This window comes from Bradyrhizobium cedriense (assembly GCF_054602315.1).
The window spans coordinates 895793-912449 of record NZ_JBTSWB010000002.1 but is presented as its reverse complement, the minus strand read 5'-3'; the positions used below and the strand labels follow the sequence as shown (position 1 = coordinate 912449).

The following is a 16657-nucleotide window of genomic DNA, read 5'->3' as shown; positions in this document are numbered from 1 at the left end:
TTCCGGGTTCGATGCCGTTGGCATCGCCCCGGAATGACGAGCCAGTAACAGTCCGGTCTCCCTTGAATTTGCTCCCGGGCCGTGGTCTCAACGGGGCATCGTCGCGCCAAATCGGCCGGCGTCGCCTCAACACCCGGCAGAGCTCACCCGATGGCCCGCAGGTTTTCCGCTCCCTATCAGTCGGAGCCCGTGTCCAGCCTCGCGAGCTGGGCGCGCAATCTCGCCGTGTTCGCAGTGGTGGCGGTGGTGGTGTCGGTCATTATCGTCCGCTTCGATTTCCTCGAGCCCAAGCCGGCGCTTGCAACGTTCCTCGGCGGACTCGCGATCGCCGGCCTCTCGATCTTGTTCGGGCTCGCGGGCTTTGCCGCGATCTGGCAGAACGGCTCGCGTGGCATGGCGCGCATCCTGCTCGCCTTTCTGATCGACGGGGCGATCCTCGCCTACCCCACCTATCTCGGCCTGCAATATCGCAAGATGCCGTCGATCTACGACATCACCACCGACCCGATCGATCCGCCGCGCTTCGACGCGCTCGCGCGGCTGCGCACCGGCGAGGGCACCAACACCGCGGTCTATGCAGGCCTCTATTCGGCGGAGCAGCAGCGCCGCTTCTATCCCGAAATCGAGCCCGTCGAGCTCGAGATTTCGGCCGACCGTGCCTATGCGATTGCGCTCCAGCTCGTCCACAAGCGCAAATGGATCGTGATCGACGAGCGCGCACCGCAGCCGCCGCGCCGTATCGGCCGCATCGAAGCGGTCGCCCGTACGCCAATCATGGGTTTTCGCGAGGACGTTTCGATAAGGGTCGTGCCGGATGGGGACGATTCCCGGGTCGACATGCGCTCTGCTTCGCGCAATTTCGACAGCGATCTCGGCAGCAACGCCGCGCGCATCAAGAAGTTCATTGACGATCTCAACACCGCCGCCGATGCCGACGCGCTCAAGCCGGTCAAGAAGACGCCGATCGTGCCGCCCAAGGCACCGGCGAAGACGGTGAAGAAGTGAAAATGGCGAATAGGGAGTAGCGAATGGCGAATGGAAGGCACACCATTCGCTACTCCGCCATTCAGTATTCGCTCTCAAGCCATCCTGTACGTCCCGCCGATCACGGGATCGCCATCGGTAGCGACCACTCCTCGCGCAACCAGATCTTCCAGGTGCGCCAGCACGGAGTAGCCGGCGGCGGTCGTCAGCCTGGGATCAATGCCGATATAGATCGCACGGACCATTGTCGGGATGTCGGCCTCGCCCTTGGCAAGCCGATGCAGGATCGAGGCCTCGCGCGCCTTGCGATGACGGATCAGGAAACGCACGAAGCGCTGGCCGTCGGGGATCTCGGGGCCGTGGCCCGAGAAATAGAGATCCTCCTCGCGCGCCGCGAGCCGGTCCAGCGAGTCCATGTAGTCGATCATCGAGCCGTCGGGGGGCGCCACGATCGAGGTCGACCAGCCCATCACGTGATCGCCGACGAAGTTGAATTTACGCTCGGGCCAGGCGAACGCCAGATGATTGGCCGTGTGGCCGGGCGTCGCCACGGCCTCGAGCCGCCAGCCGGCGCCTTCCACCACGTCGCCGTCTGCCAGGTTAACGTCCGGCGCAAAATCGCGGTCGGCGCCGGATTCCGGATTGTGCTTCTCGCTCTCGAAGCGCGGGCGCGAGGCGCGATGCGGTCCTTCGGCGTAAACCGGCGCACCTGTCGCCCGCTTGATCCGCGCAGTGTTCGGCGAATGGTCGCGATGGGTGTGGGTGACGAAGATGTGCGTCACCGTCTCGCCGCGCACCGCATCGAGCAGCGCGGCCGCATGCGCTTCGTCGTCCGGGCCGGGATCAATGATCGCGACATTGCCCTTGCCGACGATGTAGCTGACCGTGCCGGTGAAGGTGAACGGGCTCGGATTGTTGCAGAGGACGCGCCGCACGCCGGGGCGGACCTCCTCGACGAGGCCAGGCTTCAGCGGAAAGTTGCGGTTGAACGGGACGTCGTCATTGTCGGACATGGCTTCTTCTTTGTTCTTTGGCGTCATTCCGGGATGGCCCGCGAGAGCCAGACCACAGGTGCGCAATTGCGCACCGGGGAATTTCGATGAACAGGAGCGATGCGGCCCGAGATTCCGGGCTCGCGCTTCGCGCGCCCCGGAATGACGGAGAACCAATCAGAAAAACGCCTGGATGCCCGTGATCGCGCGGCCCAGGATCAGGGCGTGGACGTCGTGGGTGCCCTCATAGGTGTTGACCGTCTCGAGGTTATGGACGTGCCGCATCACGTGGTACTCGATCGAGATGCCGTTGCCGCCGTGCATGTCACGGGCGGTGCGGGCGATGTCCAGGGCCTTCCCGCAATTGTTGCGCTTGACGATCGAGATCATCTCGGGGGCGAACTTGCCCTCGTCCATCAGGCGGCCGACGCGCAAGGAGGCTTGCAGGCCCAGCGCGATCTCGGTCTCCATGTCGGCGAGCTTCTTCTGCACCAGCTGGGTCGCGGCGAGCGGCTTGCCGAACTGCTTGCGGTCGAGCGTGTACTGGCGGGCGCGATGCATGCAGTCCTCAGCGGCCCCCAACGCACCCCAGGAGATGCCGTAACGGGCGCGGTTGAGGCAGCCGAACGGGCCCTTCAGGCCGGAGACGTTGGGCAGCAGGGCGTCTTCCGGAACCACGACACCGTCCATCACGACCTCGCCGGTGATGGAGGCACGCAAGGACAGCTTTCCGCCGATCTTCGGCGCGGAAAGGCCCTTCATGCCCTTCTCCAGCACAAAGCCGCGGATCTGGTTGTCGTGAGCGGCCGACTTGGCCCAGACCACGAACACGTCGGCGATCGGCGCGTTCGAGATCCACATCTTGCTGCCGGTGAGGCGATAGCCGTCCGACACCTTCTCGGCGCGGGTCTTCATCCCAGCCGGATCGGAGCCGGCATCGGGCTCAGTCAGGCCGAAGCAGCCAACCCACTCGCCGCTGGCGAGCTTCGGCAGGTACTTCTTGCGCTGGTTCTCGTCGCCATAGGCGTAGATCGGATACATCACCAGCGAGGACTGCACCGAGTTCATCGAGCGATAGCCGGAATCGACCCGCTCGATCTCGCGCGCGACGAGGCCATAGGCGACATAGCTCGCATTCGCACAGCCATACTCCTCCGGCAGCGTGATGCCGATCAGGCCGAGCTCGCCCATCTCGTTGAAGATCTCGCGGTCGGTCTTCTCTTCGAGATAGGCCTTGGCGACACGCGGCAGCAGCTTGTCCTGGGCGTAGGCGCGAGCGGTGTCACGCACCATGCGTTCGTCTTCGGTGAGCTGCTCGTCGAGCAGGAATGGATCGTCCCACTGGAATGAAGCCGCAGCCGGCTTGTCCTTGGCCTGAGGGCGCACGCTCATGAAACGTCCTTTCGCGTCTGGTTCCGTCAATAGTTGCCCGACAAGTTAAAGCGCCGCGGCAACAAGTTCAATTGCATCCTGGCTTCGGTCATTCCGGTTCGCACAACGGCGCGACCTGGAAACGACGCGGTCAGCTTTCGAGCTGCTCGTTGGCCACGATCTCGATGCCGAAGCCCGAGAGGCCCTTGTAGTCGTGTACCGAGGAGGTGAGATGCCGGATCGAGGTGACGCCGAGGTCGCGCAGGATCTGCGCGCCGACGCCGACCTCACGCCACTGGCGGTTGCGGTCGGCTTCCGTCGACGACTCGTCCGGCAACGGCGCCACGGGGACGCCAGCCGCGCCATCTCGCAAGTAAATGAGCACGCCGCGGCCCGATTTCTTGAAATGCTCGAGCACGGCCGCCATGCGCTTGTGGCCGGTGAAAGTATCCTTCACGATGTTCGGCTTGTGGAAGCGGGTCAGCACGTTCTTGCCGTCGCCGATGCCGTTGTAGACGAAGGCGACGTGAGCGATGGAATCGAACGGCGAGCGATAGGCATAGCCCTGCAAGGGGCCGATCGGGCTCTCGGTGACGAAGGTCGAGACCCGCTCGATCAGCTTTTCGCGCGCCTGGCGGTAGGCGATCATGTCCGCGATGGTGACGTGCTTGAGCTGGTGCGCGGCGGCGAAGCGGGCGACCTGCTCCCCCTTCATGACGCTGCCGTCGTCGTTCATGAGTTCGCTGATGACGCCGACCGGCGGCAGGCCCGAGAGCTTGCAGAGGTCCACGGCAGCCTCGGTGTGGCCGGAGCGCAGCAGCACGCCGCCGTCCTTGGCGATCAGCGGGAAGATATGGCCGGGCCGGGCAAAATCGTTGGCTCCGACATTGGGATTTGACAGCGCGCGGCAGCACGAAGCGCGCTCCTCGGCGGAGATGCCGGTGCCGCCATCGGGCTTGTAGTCGATCGAGACCGTGAACGCAGTGGTGTGCGCGGAATCGTTGTGGGCGACCATCGGATCGAGCCGCAGGCGGCGCGCGTCCTCGGTGGTCACGGGCGCGCAGACGATGCCGGAGGTATGGCGGATGATGAACGCCATCTTCTCGGCCGTGCAGAGCGAAGCGGCGACGATCAGATCGCCCTCGCCCTCGCGGTCCTCGTCGTCGGTGACGACCACGAGCTCACCCCGGGCAAAGGCCTGCAAGACTTCCTGAACGCTATCCGGCATGTCCCAATCTCTATCGGTTATGGCCCGGAGGCTTAGCCGGACTTGGGCCGGGGCGCTAGTCTTCCCGGCGCAACCACATATGCCGGACGACAGGCCTGCCAAGGGGTTTCAGGCTTGCACCGGGCATACCAACGATATAGGCGCAGATTGCCCCGGAGGAGAGGCGACCGGTCACCGTCAGGGCAGCACCTCGCGGCGTTCGCCGAGGCGCTGATCCAGCTCGGCGCGCTTATCGGCGAGCAGGCCGGCCTGGGCGGCTTCGATCACCGTGAACAACTCGTGGGCATCGCTGAGCCGGGTCACGGTGACGTAGCTGGCGCCGGCCTCGTAGAGCGCACCGACGTCGGCCAAGAGGTCGGCCGTGGCAACGATCAGGGCGGTCGGATTGAGCGCGCGGACGTGGCGGACCAGCTTTTCATTGGTGGCCCCCTTCAGCAGCGAATCCGGGACGCTGAGGATGATCATCTCGGACTTGCCAATGCCGGCATGGAGCAGCGTGTCGACATTACTGATGTCGCCATAGATCACGTGCAGGCCGCGCGATAGCAGGGTCTGGTACACATTGGGGTTGAAATCGACCACCGTGATCTGCTCCAGCAGCACTGGCGCCTGCCGCTCGATCTCGGCCAGCAGCGCGCTCGCGGCACGAAAAAAGCCGAGGATGACGATACGGCGGGCCTCGCCATGGCCGCCCTCGTGCCCGTCCTCGGCATGGCCGCTGCCGTGATCGAGATCGCGCAGGCCGATCCGCTTCAGGGGGCCGATCGCCCAGCGGGTGATCTCGTCGCTGCGGGTCATCACGAAGGTGGAGAGCACCGCCAGCACCACGAAAGCGAACGAGACCGCGTTCGCCGTCTCGGCTGCGATGTGGCGGTCGGCGACGCCGGTCTGGATCACGACCAGCGAGAACTCGGAGATCTGGGCGAGGTTGAGGGCCGGCAACAGGCTGGCGCGCAGGCCCTGCTTCATCAGGTAGAGCGGCATGAAGGTGGTGACGACACGGCTCACCACCGTGAACGCCGCGATCATCAAGGCGAGGCCAATCACCGAGAGACCGGGCACGGGAATGGTCATGCCGAGCGCGACGAAGAACAGCGTGATGAAGAAGTCGCGAAGCGTGGTGACCTTGGCAGTCACGTCGAGCGCGTAAGGGAAGGTGGAGAGCGAGACCCCGGCGATCAGCGCGCCCATCTCGCGCGACAGCGACAGCCGCTCCGCCGTGTCGGCGACGAGGAAGCACCAGGCCAACGCGCCGAGCAGGATCAGCTCGGGCCGCCGTGCAATCTGGTGGAACAGCCGCGGCAGCACGTAGCGGCTGACGAGGAGTGCGGCCGTGACCAGCACCGCGACGCGGCCGATTGAGAGCAGGATGACGCTGACCTGCAGATTGGCCAGGCTCGGCTGCACCGCCAGGAACAGGATGGCGAAGATGTCCTGGAGCACCAGCACGCCGAGCGTGATGCGGCCCGGCAGCGTATCGAGCTCGCGCTTCTCATAGAGCACCTTGACGATGATGACGGTGCTGGACAGCGCGCAGGCGACGCAGAGATAGACCGCATCGAAATGCCCGCCCCCGAGCGACAGGCCGATTCCGATGAAGAACAGGACCCCGAGCAGGCAGCCTCCGATGAGCTGGCCGCCGGCGGCGAACAGGATCACCTTGCCCGCCCGCACGATCTTCTTCAGGTCGATCTCGAGCCCGATCATGAACAGCATGAAGATCAGGCCGAGCTCGGAGATGACGCTGATCGATTCCTGCGAATGGACCCAGCCGGCGCCGAATGGACCTATGCAGAAGCCGGCGATAAGATAGGCCAGGATCAGCGGTTGCCGGGAGAAATGGGCGAGCAGGCCCAGCATCCAGGCAAACAGGATACAGAGAGTGATGTCGCGAATGAGCTCGTGCATGCCAAATTGGTCCGTTTTGCCGCACCCTAGAGATGGAGTGCGGTGCGGCAAGCGAGCAATTCGTCACATGCGGAAAGGGCTCTTCGCAGCCATGCTGCTCGGCCCCCTCGCCTTTGCCGTGCCCACCGCCGCGCAATCCAAGGTCAATGTCGAACAAAACTTTGCCGATTCGCTCACCACGCTGCCGAAGGAGGACCTCGCCGTGTCTGGCGGGTTCTACGTGCCCGCCTATTCCAGCGTCGCGATGAGCCAGGGCAAGCTGCGTGTCGACTTCTCGGTGACGTTGAGTGTGCACAACGCCTCCGAGACCCAGCCGCTGGTCCTCAAACGCATCGCCTATTTCGACACCGCAGGCAAGCAGGTCGACAGCTATTTGAAGACGCCGGTGGCGTTGAGGCCGCTCGCCACCGTCTCGATTTTCATTCCGACCGACGACGTGCGCGGCGGGACCGGGGCCAATTTTCTCGTCGATTGGGCCGCCACTGGCGAGATCGCCGAGCCGGTGGTCGAAGCGCTGATGGTTGGCGGCATCGCCAACGCGCATTACGCTTTCATCAGCCTGGGCCGTCCGACCCGCATGGCTGGCAATAAGTAACGCGGCCGGTGCAAAGCCGCCGCTCAACAAGAACAAAACGAGGAACGCTCCCATGACATCCAGCTTCGATTTCGCGCCCCTGTTTCCCGCAGGGTTGCCGGCCCCGTCTGCGCGCTGGACGGGACTTGCCAAGTACAGCTTTGTCGGCGGCAACAATGATTCCGAACAGGTACCGCTCGACGAGCTGATCGAAGCGACCAACGCGGTGCTGCGGCGCGAGGGCCGCTCGCTCGCCACTTACAGTCTGGCCCATGGGCCGCAGGGCTACCTGCCCTTGCGCGAATTCCTAGTGACGAAACTCAAGCGCGATGCCGGCATCACCTGCACGGTGGACGATCTGTTGATCGTCTCGGGCTCGCTCCAGGCCCTCGATCTCATCAACGCCACGCTGCTGGCGCGCGGCGACACCGTGATTTTCGAGCAGGAGAGCTATCAGGGCTCGCTGAACCGTCTGGCGCGGCTCGGCGTCAATGTGGCGGGCATTCCGCTCGATGCGGACGGCATGCGCATGGACGCGCTGGCCGCGACGCTGGCGGACCTGAAGAGCCGCGGCATCCGCCCGAAATACATCTACACCATTCCGACGGTGCAGAACCCGACCGGCAGCATCATGCCCGAGAGCCGCCGCGCAGAGCTGGTGCGGCTCGCGACCGAATACGGCGTGCCGATCTTCGAGGACGATTGCTATGCCGATCTCGTCTGGTCAGGGCACCGGCCGCCGGCGATCCATGCGATGAGCCCGAACGGCGGCGTGATCCACATCGGCTCGTTCTCCAAGTCGATCGCGCCGGCGCTACGCGTCGGCTTCGTCGTGGCGCCCTGGGGAGTGATGTCGCGGATGCTGGCGCTGAAGACGGATGCCGGCTCCGGCGCGCTGGAGCAGATGGTGCTCGCCGCCTATTGCAAGCCGCATTTCGCAAGCCATGTGCCGGCCCTGACGAAGGCGCTGCGCACCAAGCTCGACACGCTGATGGAAGCGCTCAACGAGCAGTTCGGGACCGCGGCTGAGTTCGAGGAGCCCAAGGGCGGCATCTTCCTGTGGGTGAAGCTGCCCGACCAGGTCGATACGCTGAAGCTCTATCAGGCCGCGCTCGCGGCCGGCGTCTCGATCAATCCGGGGCCGGAATGGTCGACCAACAAGAAGCACTCCAGCTCGCGCCTCAGGTTGTGCTTTGCGAGCCCCACGCATCAGCAGATCCGCGAGGGCGTCGCCGTGCTGGCCGAAGTGTGCCGCAAGGAATTCGGCGTGCCGGCCCGGAGTGCCAATGTGGAGAGGCGAGCCTGAGCCGCTTCCTCACGCCTCGACGTGAAACTCCACGTTGACCTGGCCGCTCCCGGAGGACGGAAAATAGTCGCACAGTTGCTCGGCCGCGCCGCGGTAGTCGTACCAGCCAAGCGCGGCGAACAGCATGATCGTATCGGCCATGCCCCCTTCGCCGTTGCACTTGGTGGCGTAGTCCGGAAGCATGTCGAGGAATTCGCGATAGCGGCGGCTCTGCCACAGCTCGAGCACGCGCAAGTCGACCTGACGGTTGAACTCGCTGGCGACCGACGTCCACGCCTCGGGGCCCAGCTTCTTGTTCGGCCAGAGCCGATGCGAGAGCGAACCGCTGGCGAGGACGGCGACCCGCTCGCCGGATTCATCGATGGCACGGCGGGTCGCTTCGCCGAGGATGCGGCTCTCCTCGAACGAGGTGAAAAGCGGCGAGGCGACCGAAACCACCTTCGCAAAGCCGTCCGGGTTCATGTAGTGTATCGGCACGACGGTGCCGTATTCGAGCCCGAGGCTGGCCACCTGATGGGCGATCACGTTCAGGCCGGCATCCCCGGCCCTGGCAGCGATGGCCTCGGCCAGGGGCGTATCACCCGGCAGGTCGTAGCGCAGATCCTGGATCATGTGCGGCGCTTCGTGGCTCGTGAACGAGCCGCGATGCCGCGCATTGGCGTTGACGTGGTAGCCGAAATTGGAGAGCCAGTGGGTGTCGAACACCACGAAGCTGGTGACGCCACGCTCTTTCGCCCGCCGGCCGAGCTCCCGCAAGGAGCTGACCGCCGGCTCGCGCGCGACACGGAGCGAGCTGCCGGGCTGCTCCGACAGCATCAATGATGGAACATGGGTGACCTTGGCCGCAAGTACGAGTTGCCCCATGGCCGTCACCTCGAAGCGTCAGGCCGCCTGTGGCTGACTGCTGTGGATCGCGGAGGCGAGCCTCAGCAACAGGACGATGGAGACGTTGCCCTTGCCGGCCTCGATCTGGGCGATATAGCGCTCGGAAATCCCGGAACGGCGGGCCAGTTCGCGGCGCGACAGGTCGCAGCGCATGCGCGAGGACCGTAAGCGATCGCCCAGCTCGGTCAGAAACGCCGCCTCGGAATAAGGCGGTACGGCACAGCTCCCCGGCAGCACTTCGCCCGCAAAATCCACGACTTGATTCAGCATTGGTCTATCCACGTTCGCCTTCGGGAATGCCATCCTACCCGCGAATTGGCCTGCCTCATTGACGCGGATCAAATTCGCGAGCGATCGGCGGCCGGCGTGGAACGGCCGCGAGCGCGATGCTACACTTTGGAAGTCTTCGAGGCGGGGTTTTTCAGGACATGATGCGTTGTTCGAGCCACTGGATCGCGGCTGCGATGCTGTGGGTTGCGTTCACCTGCACGGCCGGTGCCGAGACGCTGGCCGCGACCGTCCAGCAATGGGGCCTGCTCGGCTCATGGGCGGTCGACTGCGCCGCTCGGCCCGACCGCAACAAGGGTGCGCTGTTGACTTACGAAATCCGGAAGGACGGCCGGGTGATGTACCGGCGTAACTTCGGCGAAGCCAAAGACGAGAACGAGGTGGTATCGGCCACAGTCAATGCCGATGGCCTGCTCGACGTGATGGTGTTCTTCCCGGCGCTGCATCAGACGCGCGAATTTGGACTCGTGCTGCAGAAGGACGGCAGTCTGCGCGCGATCTACAATCGCAGCGACCGTGGCGAGTACACGATCAGGGACGGCAAATACGTCACCACCGGCGCACCGACGCCGGCGCAGCAACGCTGCGATTGATCACCTGAACAGCCGTTCAGAATTCTCTTCCCGTTCCCCCGGAACGTTCGCATGCATGCGCGGTTTAGATGTGCATTCGATTGGAGGAGTACGAAATGAAGAAGCTTGGTTTTGTGGTTGCGGCTCTGGGTGCGCTCGTGATCGCGGCGCCAACGGTGGCGAGCGCCGAGACTGTGGTGATCAAGCGCGGTCATCATCATCATGGCCCGCACGGCGCCCGCGCCGAATATCGCATGCACCATCATGATCGCAGCTGGCATCGTCATCATCGCGGGGACCGAGTGGTCGTGATCAAGCGCAGCCACCGCCATCACCACTGGGACTAACGCGCAACGCGATATGGAAATGGCCCCTCACGGGGGCCATTTTCTTTTGCGGATCTGAAACGCCGCGACAGGCTAATCCCACGCGGGGGCAAAGCTTGGATTGACGCAACGCCTGTCCTTCGGCAGCGCGGCGATCTTCTTGCGATCGGCATCGTCGAGCGTGATCTTCAGCGCGTCGAGATTGGCCTGTTGGCTCTCACGGCGCGAGGCCTTCGGGATCGCGGCGACGCCGTCCTGGTCGAGCAGCCATTTCAGCGCGACCTGCGCGGCTGTCGCGTCGTGCCGGGCGCCGATTTCGGCCAGCACCGGATCGGTCGCGACACGTCCTTGCGCCAGCGGACAATAGGCAACCAGCGGGATCGACTTGGCGCGGAGATAGGCCAGCACCTTCGATTGATCGAGCATGGCGTGATATTCGACCTGGTTGCAGGCGATCGGCGCCTCGATGTCCTCGATCGCGACCTTAAGCAGCGCAGTGGTGAAATTGGCAACGCCGATCGCCCGCGTGCGCCCCTCCTCCTTGAGCTTCATCAGCGTCTCGAATACCGCGCCCCAGTTCGCAGCCTTCGACGGCCAGTGCACGAGATAGAGGTCGACATGGTCGAGCCGCAACTTCTTCAGGCTGGCGTCGAAAGCGCGGCGGATCGCGTCCGGGGCGAGGTTCTCGTGCCAGACCTTCGTGGTGACGTGCAGCTCGCCGCGCGGCACGCCGGACGACGCGATGGCCAAGCCGATCGGCTCCTCATTGGCGTACATCTCGGCAGTATCGATGTGGCGGTAGCCGATCGACAGCGCGCTCTCGACCGCGGCGCGGCAGGCATCGCCCTGCATGCGGAAGGTACCGAGGCCCAGCTTGGGCATGCTGATGCCCTGTGTCTTCAGATGATCCATGAAAAGGCTCCTTGCGTGGTCGTTCCGACAGCGACGCGCGCCAACGCCGCGTGAGCAGACTTTTCGGTGAGGGAAAAGAGGTGGCGGGCGGGGATGACCAGCTTAGCGCCGGAAGCGCGGGGCTGCCAATCAAGATCGGGTTAGCACCTACGAATGCTGTGCCACCACGGCCGGTCGCGGCTGCGGCTGCGGCTGCGGCTGCGGCGCGATATTGACCGACCAGAGGTCGCGATTGTCGACGTCCTTCAGGGTCACCGTCATCACGCCGGTCGCGCCATCGATGTCGACACGGCCGAAGAATTGCAAGCCGAAACAGGGCGCAAGATTGTCGCCCTGCGCAGCGCTACATCCGTGCTGGTACATCGCAACGGGGCCGAAGGTGTCGTCGAGCTCGCCCGGCGCCCAGCTGCCGGCATGCAGCGGACCGGAGACGAACTCCCAGAACGGCTCGAAATCCTGGAATTGCCCATTGTTCGGATTGTAGTAATGCGCGGCGGTGTAGTGCATGTCGGCAGTGAGCCAGACCACGTTGCGGATACCGGTGCGCTTGATGAAGGAGAGCAGATCGGCGATCTCATGCTCGCGCCGGTCGGGGGGCCCGTTGCCGAGCGCAACGGCGTCCAGGCTGATCAGGCCGATCGGCAAGTCGGCCGCGATCACCTTCCACGTCGCACGCGAGGCGGCGAACTCGCGTTTGAGCCAGGCGAGCTGCTCGGCGCCGAGGATCCAGCCGCGATGGTCGTCGCCCCTGTTCCAGGTCTCATCGCGAAAACTGCGCATGTCGATCATGAACACATCGAGCAGCGGGCCGTAGGCGATCTTGCGATAGACCCGGCCCTGCCGCGCGCCGATGTCGCGAATCGGCATGAAGTCGAAGAAGGCGCGGCGGGCACGCGCGATCAGGCGGGGCGTGCCGTCCTCCTCACGACCGGTCTGGTCGTAGCTGCCGGTCGGTGACCAGTCATTGGTCACCTCGTGATCGTCCCATTGCGCGAACATCGGCACCTCCGCGTGGAAGGCGCGGAAGTGCTCGTCGAGATGGTTGTATTTGTAGTTGCCGCGGAACTGCGCAAGCGTATGCGCGACCTCGGACTTTTCCTCGGTCACCAGGTTGCGCCAGATCTCGCCGTTCGGCAGCTTCTGCTCGGCGGGAATCGTGCAGTCGGCGTAGATGTGATCGCCGGAGTGGATGAAGAAATCCGGGTGGTTGTCCAGCATGGTCCGATAGCTGCGATAGCCGCCGCGCGAGACGTCGATGCCCCAGCCCTGCCCCGCGGTATCGCCGGACCACAAGAACGAGATCGACTGGCCAGCTGCCGGCGCGGTACGGAAATGACCGAGGCGGCTTTCGCCGGCGAGGCCGGTGGCAATGTCGTCGAAGCGCACGCGATAGAAGATATCCTGGCCCGGTGGCAGATTCGTCAGCAGCAGTTTCGAGGTGAAATCAGCGTCCGGCACCGCATCGCCGGAAGCCGACGCGATGATCGTCTTGAAGCTCTCGACGGTGGAGCACTCCACCCGCATCCGCGCAGGCCGGTCGGCGCGGGCCCAGATCACGGCTGAGCCGTGAGAGACGTCGCCGGATTGGATCCCGCCTGCGATCTGCGGGCGATCGGCGGCACGGCTGATCGAGGGCTTCGCAAGCGAGGCGATGGCGAGGCTGGAGGCGGAGCGGACCAGGAACTGCCTCCGGGTCCATGCGCGCGGGGCGCGGAGAGATGCCATTCAGGAAACCTTCGTCGAATCGCGACGGAAGGTGCCTGCGCTCCTTGACTTCCAGCTTACGGTTTCTTGACCCCGCGCCTACGGTTTTGCGACGCAGGGATGACGCCTGTGAACTAGCGTTTCCAGTTGCAGATGCCGCCGGAGCGACACGGCCAGGTCTGGATGCGCGTATCCATCGCCTGTGCATCGAGCGGATTGCCATGGCGATGCGAGAGCCTGGTGCGTGCTGCGCCACGCGGCTGAGTACTCTTCGTGTGCACGGCCTTCGGCTCGGCCACACGGACGCGCTCGGCGATCACCTTCTTCGGCACGTCGATGGGCTCAGCACGAGCCTGCGCCTCGTTACCGCCGCGCGCTTCGAGTGCGACCGGCGCGAACTGCGTCGCCGGCCCAAGACGTTTCGGCGACAGAACGGCCTTGGAGAGATCGAGGCCGAGATATTCGCCGGGCTTGTAGTCGTCAGCGCGCGCCATGCCGCCCCCCGCGATCACGAGGGCAAAGGCAACTGCGAAGGCAACGTCTTTCAGGACCACGGACGCCTCCTGAAACTATTAAAGGGCAATTTATCCCTATTTAGGAGGCGTCGCGCGCAATTCCAGCGGTCAAATGCTGCCGTGGTTAAGAAGTTTGACGGTGTCAGGCGACCTTTCGCGTCGCCCCCGTTCCGTCCAGGAACCCGATCAGGCGGTTGCGGATGATGGTCTCCGCCTCTGCCATGATGCGATCGATCAGCTCCTTGCAGGACGGGATGTCGTGGATCAGGCCGGCGACCATGCCGCAGCTCCAGGCGCCGGCATCCATCTGACCGTCCAGCATGATCCTGGGATAGACGCCAGCGACCTGGTCGTGGATGTCGTCGATCGTGAGCTTGGCGCCCTTCTCGCGCTCGATCTCGAGCAGACGATCGACATTGGCATTCTTCAGGACGCGCTCGGTGTTGCGCAAGCTCCGCATAATCAGGCGGGTGTCGAGCTCGGTCGCAGCAACGAGTGCATTCTTCACGTTCTGATGCACCGGCGCCTCCTTGGTGGCGATGAAGCGCGTGCCCATGTTCATGCCCGCCGCGCCCAGCGACAGCGCCGCGACCAGGCTGCGTCCGTCGGCCATGCCGCCGGAGGCGACGAACGGGATCTTCAACTCCTCCGCCGCGCGCGGCAGCAGGATCATGTTGGGAATGTCGTCCTCGCCGGGATGACCGCCGCATTCGAAACCGTCGACGCTGACGGCGTCGCAGCCGATGCGCTCCGCCTTCAGCGAGTGGCGCACCGAGGTGCATTTGTGAATGACCTTGATGCCGGCCGACTTCAGCGCCGGCATGTAGGCTTCCGGACTGCGGCCCGCGGTCTCCACCGCCTTGATGCCCCCTTCGACGATGGCCGCAATGTATTCGGGATAGGGCGGCGCCGAGAAGGTCGGCAGGAAGGTGAGGTTCACGCCGAACGGCTTGTCGGTCATGTCGCGGCAGCGCGCGATCTCCTTGGCGAGCAATTCCGGCGTCTTCTGCGTGAGACCCGTGATGATGCCGAGCCCGCCGGCATTGGAGACGGCGGCGGCCAGCTCGGCAAAGCCGACGAAATGCATTCCGCCCTGAATGATCGGGTGCTCGATGCCGAACAGTTCGGTGATCGCGGTCTTCACTTGGTTCTCCTCCCGGAAATTTGTTTCGTCTTGGGGATCAGTCTAGCCGCAGTTGCGTGCCGCGGTCACCATTTCTCTCCGAAGGGACGGATCTCCATCTCGAAGGTCCAGGCGCTCTTCGGCTGCTGGTAGAGCTGCCAATAGGCGTTGGCGACCGACGACGGCGGCATCAGCAGATCGGGATTGTCGAGCGCATTCGGCCCAAGCGCTTCGAGCCTGCGCTGCCGCACCCATTCGGTGTCGACCCCGGAATCGATGATGAGATGGGCGACGTGAATGTTCTTCGGCCCGAGCTCGCGCGCCATTGCCTGCGCCACGGCGCGCAGGCCGAACTTGGCACTGGCGAAGGCGGCAAAGCCGCTGCCGCCGCGCAAGGAGGCCGTTGCGCCGGTGAAGAAGATGTTGCCGCCGCCACGCGGCAGCATCAGCCGCGCCGCCTCGCGCCCCGCAAGGAAGCCGGAATAGCAGGCCATCTCCCACACTTTCCGGAACACGCGCTCGGTAGTGTCGAGGATCGGGAAATTGACGTTGGCGCCGACATTGAAGATGCAGACTTCCAGCGGCGCGTGCTTGTCGGCGTCATTGAGGAAGGCGAGGATTTCATCCTCCTTCCGCGCATCGAGCGAGCGCGCATGGATGTCGCCGCCGGCAGCTTCGATATCTTGCACCAACGGCGCGAGCTTATCGCCATTGCGGCGGCCGGCGAAGATCGAGAACCCCTCGGCGGCAAACTTCTTCGCGATCTCGGAGCCGATGAAATCCCCGGCCCCGATGACGGCCGCGGTCGCGTTTCGCTTGGGCAAGATCGCCTCCTCCGGTGAGCCGCTATAGGCGTGCGACGGCAGTGCGCCGGAGACTATAGTTCCAAAATAGAACTGTCAAACTCAAGAGACGAATGCTAGCTTTGCTGCGAAATTGCGCAGACTATTCATATTAGTTCCTTTTACAGACTGACTGTCGCTGGAGACCGTATCATGAAATGGGACACGCTGGACGAAGAGCCCTGCTCGCTCTCCCGCACCATCGCCGTTGTCGGCGACCGCTGGACGCTGCTGATCCTGCGCGAGTGCTTCTTGCGGGTGCGCCGGTTCGAGGCGTTCCAGTCCTCACTCCAGATCACGCGTCATCTGCTGTCCGAGCGGCTGAAAAAGCTGGTTCGCTTCGGCATCTTGCGCCGCGTCCCCTATTCCGATGCACCGAAGCGCTACGAATACATCCTCACTCAGAAGGGGCTCGACCTCTATCCGATCATCATGGCGATGGTGCATTGGGGCGACACCCATATGGGCGACGAGCGCGGCCGCCCGCTGCTGCACGAGCACAAGATCTGCGGCAAGCTGTTCGATCCCGTGATGGTGTGCTCGGAATGCGGCGAGCCGCTGCACGCCAAGCAGGTGCATGTGCATGCCGGGCCGGGCCGGGAGGAGGCGGTGGTGTGAGTAGGCGGGCACGCCCCGACACCGTCATTCCCAAAAGTCCTTGCATTCCCAAGAGCCCTTGCGGGTCGCAGTCACTCTCATCCCTGGGAATTGTCGGTGGGCCGCTCCTGCCTCATCGCATCGTCCCTTCGCTACGCGAAGGGGACGCCGTAATGGGCGTTGATGCCGCGCACGGCCGCGTCGTCGCCCCAGTTCCACTCGGTCTTCTCGCCGTATTTTGGAGCGCCTTCCAGATCCTTCGCGGTAATCGCGGTCACATAGCCGCCAAGCTCGGTGTCGTATTTCAGCGACTGCCAGGGCAGCGGATAGTGATCGTTGCCGATGCCGAGAAACCCGCCGAAGCCGAGCACTGCATAAGAGACCTTGCCACTGATCTTGTCGATCATCACACGCTCGATGGAGCCAATCCTGTTCCGATCGGCCCCGTAGACCGATGTTCCCTCTACCTTGTCGCTTCCGATCAGCCTGCCCATCTCGTTCCGGTCCAGTTCGCCCTGGTTCAACATCTT

18 protein-coding genes are annotated in these 16657 nt (G+C 64.3%); 6 read left to right on the top strand and 12 right to left on the bottom strand.

The window, feature by feature from the left end:
• The first annotated feature begins 150 nt into the window (after nt 1-150).
• The gene (locus tag ACYCVF_RS10535) at nt 151-1005 is read left to right on the top strand and encodes a DUF1499 domain-containing protein (RefSeq protein ID WP_459602306.1); all 855 of its coding nucleotides are present in this window, start codon (nt 151-153) and stop codon (nt 1003-1005) included.
• A gap of 74 nt (nt 1006-1079) precedes the next feature.
• Here ACYCVF_RS10535 and ACYCVF_RS10530 read toward each other — a convergent pair whose 3' ends face one another.
• From ACYCVF_RS10530 to ACYCVF_RS10515, 4 genes are all read right to left on the bottom strand, one after another.
• Entirely contained in the window at nt 1080-1997 is a 918-nt protein-coding gene (locus tag ACYCVF_RS10530; RefSeq protein ID WP_459602304.1) for an MBL fold metallo-hydrolase, read from the bottom strand.
• Between the two features lie 156 nt (nt 1998-2153).
• On the bottom strand, nt 2154-3368 hold the full coding sequence (locus tag ACYCVF_RS10525) for an acyl-CoA dehydrogenase (protein ID WP_239621976.1): 1215 nt from the start codon (nt 3366-3368) through the stop codon (nt 2154-2156).
• Between the two features lie 130 nt (nt 3369-3498).
• A complete protein-coding gene (gene ribB, locus ACYCVF_RS10520) occupies nt 3499-4575 on the bottom strand; it encodes a 3,4-dihydroxy-2-butanone-4-phosphate synthase (protein ID WP_459602301.1) in 1077 nt (358 codons plus the stop codon).
• Nucleotides 4576-4752: 177 nt separating this feature from the next.
• Complete coding sequence (locus ACYCVF_RS10515) at nt 4753-6483, bottom strand: cation:proton antiporter (RefSeq protein WP_459602299.1); 1731 nt, start codon at nt 6481-6483, stop codon at nt 4753-4755.
• Between the two features lie 67 nt (nt 6484-6550).
• Here ACYCVF_RS10515 and ACYCVF_RS10510 point away from each other — a divergent pair, with 67 nt between their 5' ends.
• On the top strand, nt 6551-7078 hold the full coding sequence (locus ACYCVF_RS10510; RefSeq protein WP_459602297.1) for a DUF3124 domain-containing protein: 528 nt from the start codon (nt 6551-6553) through the stop codon (nt 7076-7078).
• Between the two features lie 52 nt (nt 7079-7130).
• A complete protein-coding gene (locus ACYCVF_RS10505; protein ID WP_459602295.1) occupies nt 7131-8363 on the top strand; it encodes an aminotransferase-like domain-containing protein in 1233 nt (410 codons plus the stop codon).
• Nucleotides 8364-8372: 9 nt separating this feature from the next.
• Here the strand turns inward: ACYCVF_RS10505 and hpaD are convergent, their stop codons facing one another.
• Both hpaD and ACYCVF_RS10495 read right to left on the bottom strand, forming a co-directional pair.
• Nucleotides 8373-9227 carry a 3,4-dihydroxyphenylacetate 2,3-dioxygenase gene (gene hpaD / locus ACYCVF_RS10500; protein WP_459602293.1) on the bottom strand — a complete coding sequence of 285 codons (855 nt, stop codon included), beginning with the start codon at nt 9225-9227 and terminating at the stop codon, nt 8373-8375.
• An 18-nt stretch (nt 9228-9245) separates the two neighbouring features.
• Nucleotides 9246-9518 carry a helix-turn-helix domain-containing protein gene (locus ACYCVF_RS10495; protein ID WP_239621971.1) on the bottom strand — a complete coding sequence of 91 codons (273 nt, stop codon included), beginning with the start codon at nt 9516-9518 and terminating at the stop codon, nt 9246-9248.
• A gap of 158 nt (nt 9519-9676) precedes the next feature.
• Here ACYCVF_RS10495 and ACYCVF_RS10490 point away from each other — a divergent pair, with 158 nt between their 5' ends.
• Nucleotides 9677-10129, top strand: coding sequence for a hypothetical protein (locus ACYCVF_RS10490; protein WP_459602290.1), 453 nt, complete (start codon nt 9677-9679; stop codon nt 10127-10129).
• Between the two features lie 95 nt (nt 10130-10224).
• Nucleotides 10225-10455: a hypothetical protein gene (locus ACYCVF_RS10485; protein WP_370115150.1), complete on the top strand. Its 231-nt coding sequence runs from the start codon at nt 10225-10227 to the stop codon at nt 10453-10455.
• A gap of 72 nt (nt 10456-10527) precedes the next feature.
• Here ACYCVF_RS10485 and ACYCVF_RS10480 read toward each other — a convergent pair whose 3' ends face one another.
• The 5 genes from ACYCVF_RS10480 to ACYCVF_RS10460 form a co-directional block, all read right to left on the bottom strand.
• Nucleotides 10528-11346 carry an aldo/keto reductase gene (locus tag ACYCVF_RS10480; protein WP_459602288.1) on the bottom strand — a complete coding sequence of 273 codons (819 nt, stop codon included), beginning with the start codon at nt 11344-11346 and terminating at the stop codon, nt 10528-10530.
• 147 nt (nt 11347-11493) lie between these two features.
• Complete coding sequence (locus tag ACYCVF_RS10475; protein ID WP_459602286.1) at nt 11494-13071, bottom strand: alkaline phosphatase D family protein; 1578 nt, start codon at nt 13069-13071, stop codon at nt 11494-11496.
• A gap of 113 nt (nt 13072-13184) precedes the next feature.
• Nucleotides 13185-13604 (bottom strand): hypothetical protein, encoded by a 420-nt coding sequence (locus ACYCVF_RS10470; protein ID WP_459602284.1) that lies wholly within the window; start codon nt 13602-13604, stop codon nt 13185-13187.
• 103 nt (nt 13605-13707) lie between these two features.
• A complete protein-coding gene (locus tag ACYCVF_RS10465) occupies nt 13708-14709 on the bottom strand; it encodes an NAD(P)H-dependent flavin oxidoreductase (RefSeq protein WP_459606549.1) in 1002 nt (333 codons plus the stop codon).
• 65 nt (nt 14710-14774) lie between these two features.
• The gene (locus ACYCVF_RS10460) at nt 14775-15512 is read right to left on the bottom strand and encodes an SDR family oxidoreductase (protein WP_459602280.1); all 738 of its coding nucleotides are present in this window, start codon (nt 15510-15512) and stop codon (nt 14775-14777) included.
• 171 nt (nt 15513-15683) lie between these two features.
• Here ACYCVF_RS10460 and ACYCVF_RS10455 point away from each other — a divergent pair, with 171 nt between their 5' ends.
• Entirely contained in the window at nt 15684-16148 is a 465-nt protein-coding gene (locus ACYCVF_RS10455; protein WP_459602278.1) for a winged helix-turn-helix transcriptional regulator, read from the top strand.
• A gap of 131 nt (nt 16149-16279) precedes the next feature.
• On the opposite strand, the gene ACYCVF_RS10450 is transcribed toward ACYCVF_RS10455, so the two are convergent.
• On the bottom strand, nt 16280-16654 hold the full coding sequence (locus ACYCVF_RS10450) for a PRC-barrel domain-containing protein (protein ID WP_459602276.1): 375 nt from the start codon (nt 16652-16654) through the stop codon (nt 16280-16282).
• Between the last annotated feature and the right edge of the window lie 3 nt (nt 16655-16657).

Excerpts from the sequence above, each read along its gene's own strand:
- ACYCVF_RS10535 (WP_459602306.1), top strand. The coding sequence starts at position 151 with ATGGCCCGCAGGTTTTCCGCTCCCTATCAGTCGGAGCCCGTGTCCAGC.
- ACYCVF_RS10530 (WP_459602304.1), bottom strand. The coding sequence starts at position 1,997 with ATGTCCGACAATGACGACGTCCCGTTCAACCGCAACTTTCCGCTGAAG.
- ACYCVF_RS10525 (WP_239621976.1), bottom strand. The coding sequence starts at position 3,368 with ATGAGCGTGCGCCCTCAGGCCAAGGACAAGCCGGCTGCGGCTTCATTC.
- ribB (WP_459602301.1), bottom strand. The coding sequence starts at position 4,575 with ATGCCGGATAGCGTTCAGGAAGTCTTGCAGGCCTTTGCCCGGGGTGAG.
- ACYCVF_RS10515 (WP_459602299.1), bottom strand. The coding sequence starts at position 6,483 with ATGCACGAGCTCATTCGCGACATCACTCTCTGTATCCTGTTTGCCTGG.
- ACYCVF_RS10510 (WP_459602297.1), top strand. The coding sequence starts at position 6,551 with ATGCGGAAAGGGCTCTTCGCAGCCATGCTGCTCGGCCCCCTCGCCTTT.
- ACYCVF_RS10505 (WP_459602295.1), top strand. The coding sequence starts at position 7,131 with ATGACATCCAGCTTCGATTTCGCGCCCCTGTTTCCCGCAGGGTTGCCG.
- hpaD (WP_459602293.1), bottom strand. The coding sequence starts at position 9,227 with ATGGGGCAACTCGTACTTGCGGCCAAGGTCACCCATGTTCCATCATTG.
- ACYCVF_RS10495 (WP_239621971.1), bottom strand. The coding sequence starts at position 9,518 with ATGCTGAATCAAGTCGTGGATTTTGCGGGCGAAGTGCTGCCGGGGAGC.
- ACYCVF_RS10490 (WP_459602290.1), top strand. The coding sequence starts at position 9,677 with ATGATGCGTTGTTCGAGCCACTGGATCGCGGCTGCGATGCTGTGGGTT.
- ACYCVF_RS10485 (WP_370115150.1), top strand. The coding sequence starts at position 10,225 with ATGAAGAAGCTTGGTTTTGTGGTTGCGGCTCTGGGTGCGCTCGTGATC.
- ACYCVF_RS10480 (WP_459602288.1), bottom strand. The coding sequence starts at position 11,346 with ATGGATCATCTGAAGACACAGGGCATCAGCATGCCCAAGCTGGGCCTC.
- ACYCVF_RS10475 (WP_459602286.1), bottom strand. The coding sequence starts at position 13,071 with ATGGCATCTCTCCGCGCCCCGCGCGCATGGACCCGGAGGCAGTTCCTG.
- ACYCVF_RS10455 (WP_459602278.1), top strand. The coding sequence starts at position 15,684 with ATGAAATGGGACACGCTGGACGAAGAGCCCTGCTCGCTCTCCCGCACC.
- ACYCVF_RS10450 (WP_459602276.1), bottom strand. The coding sequence starts at position 16,654 with ATGTTGAACCAGGGCGAACTGGACCGGAACGAGATGGGCAGGCTGATC.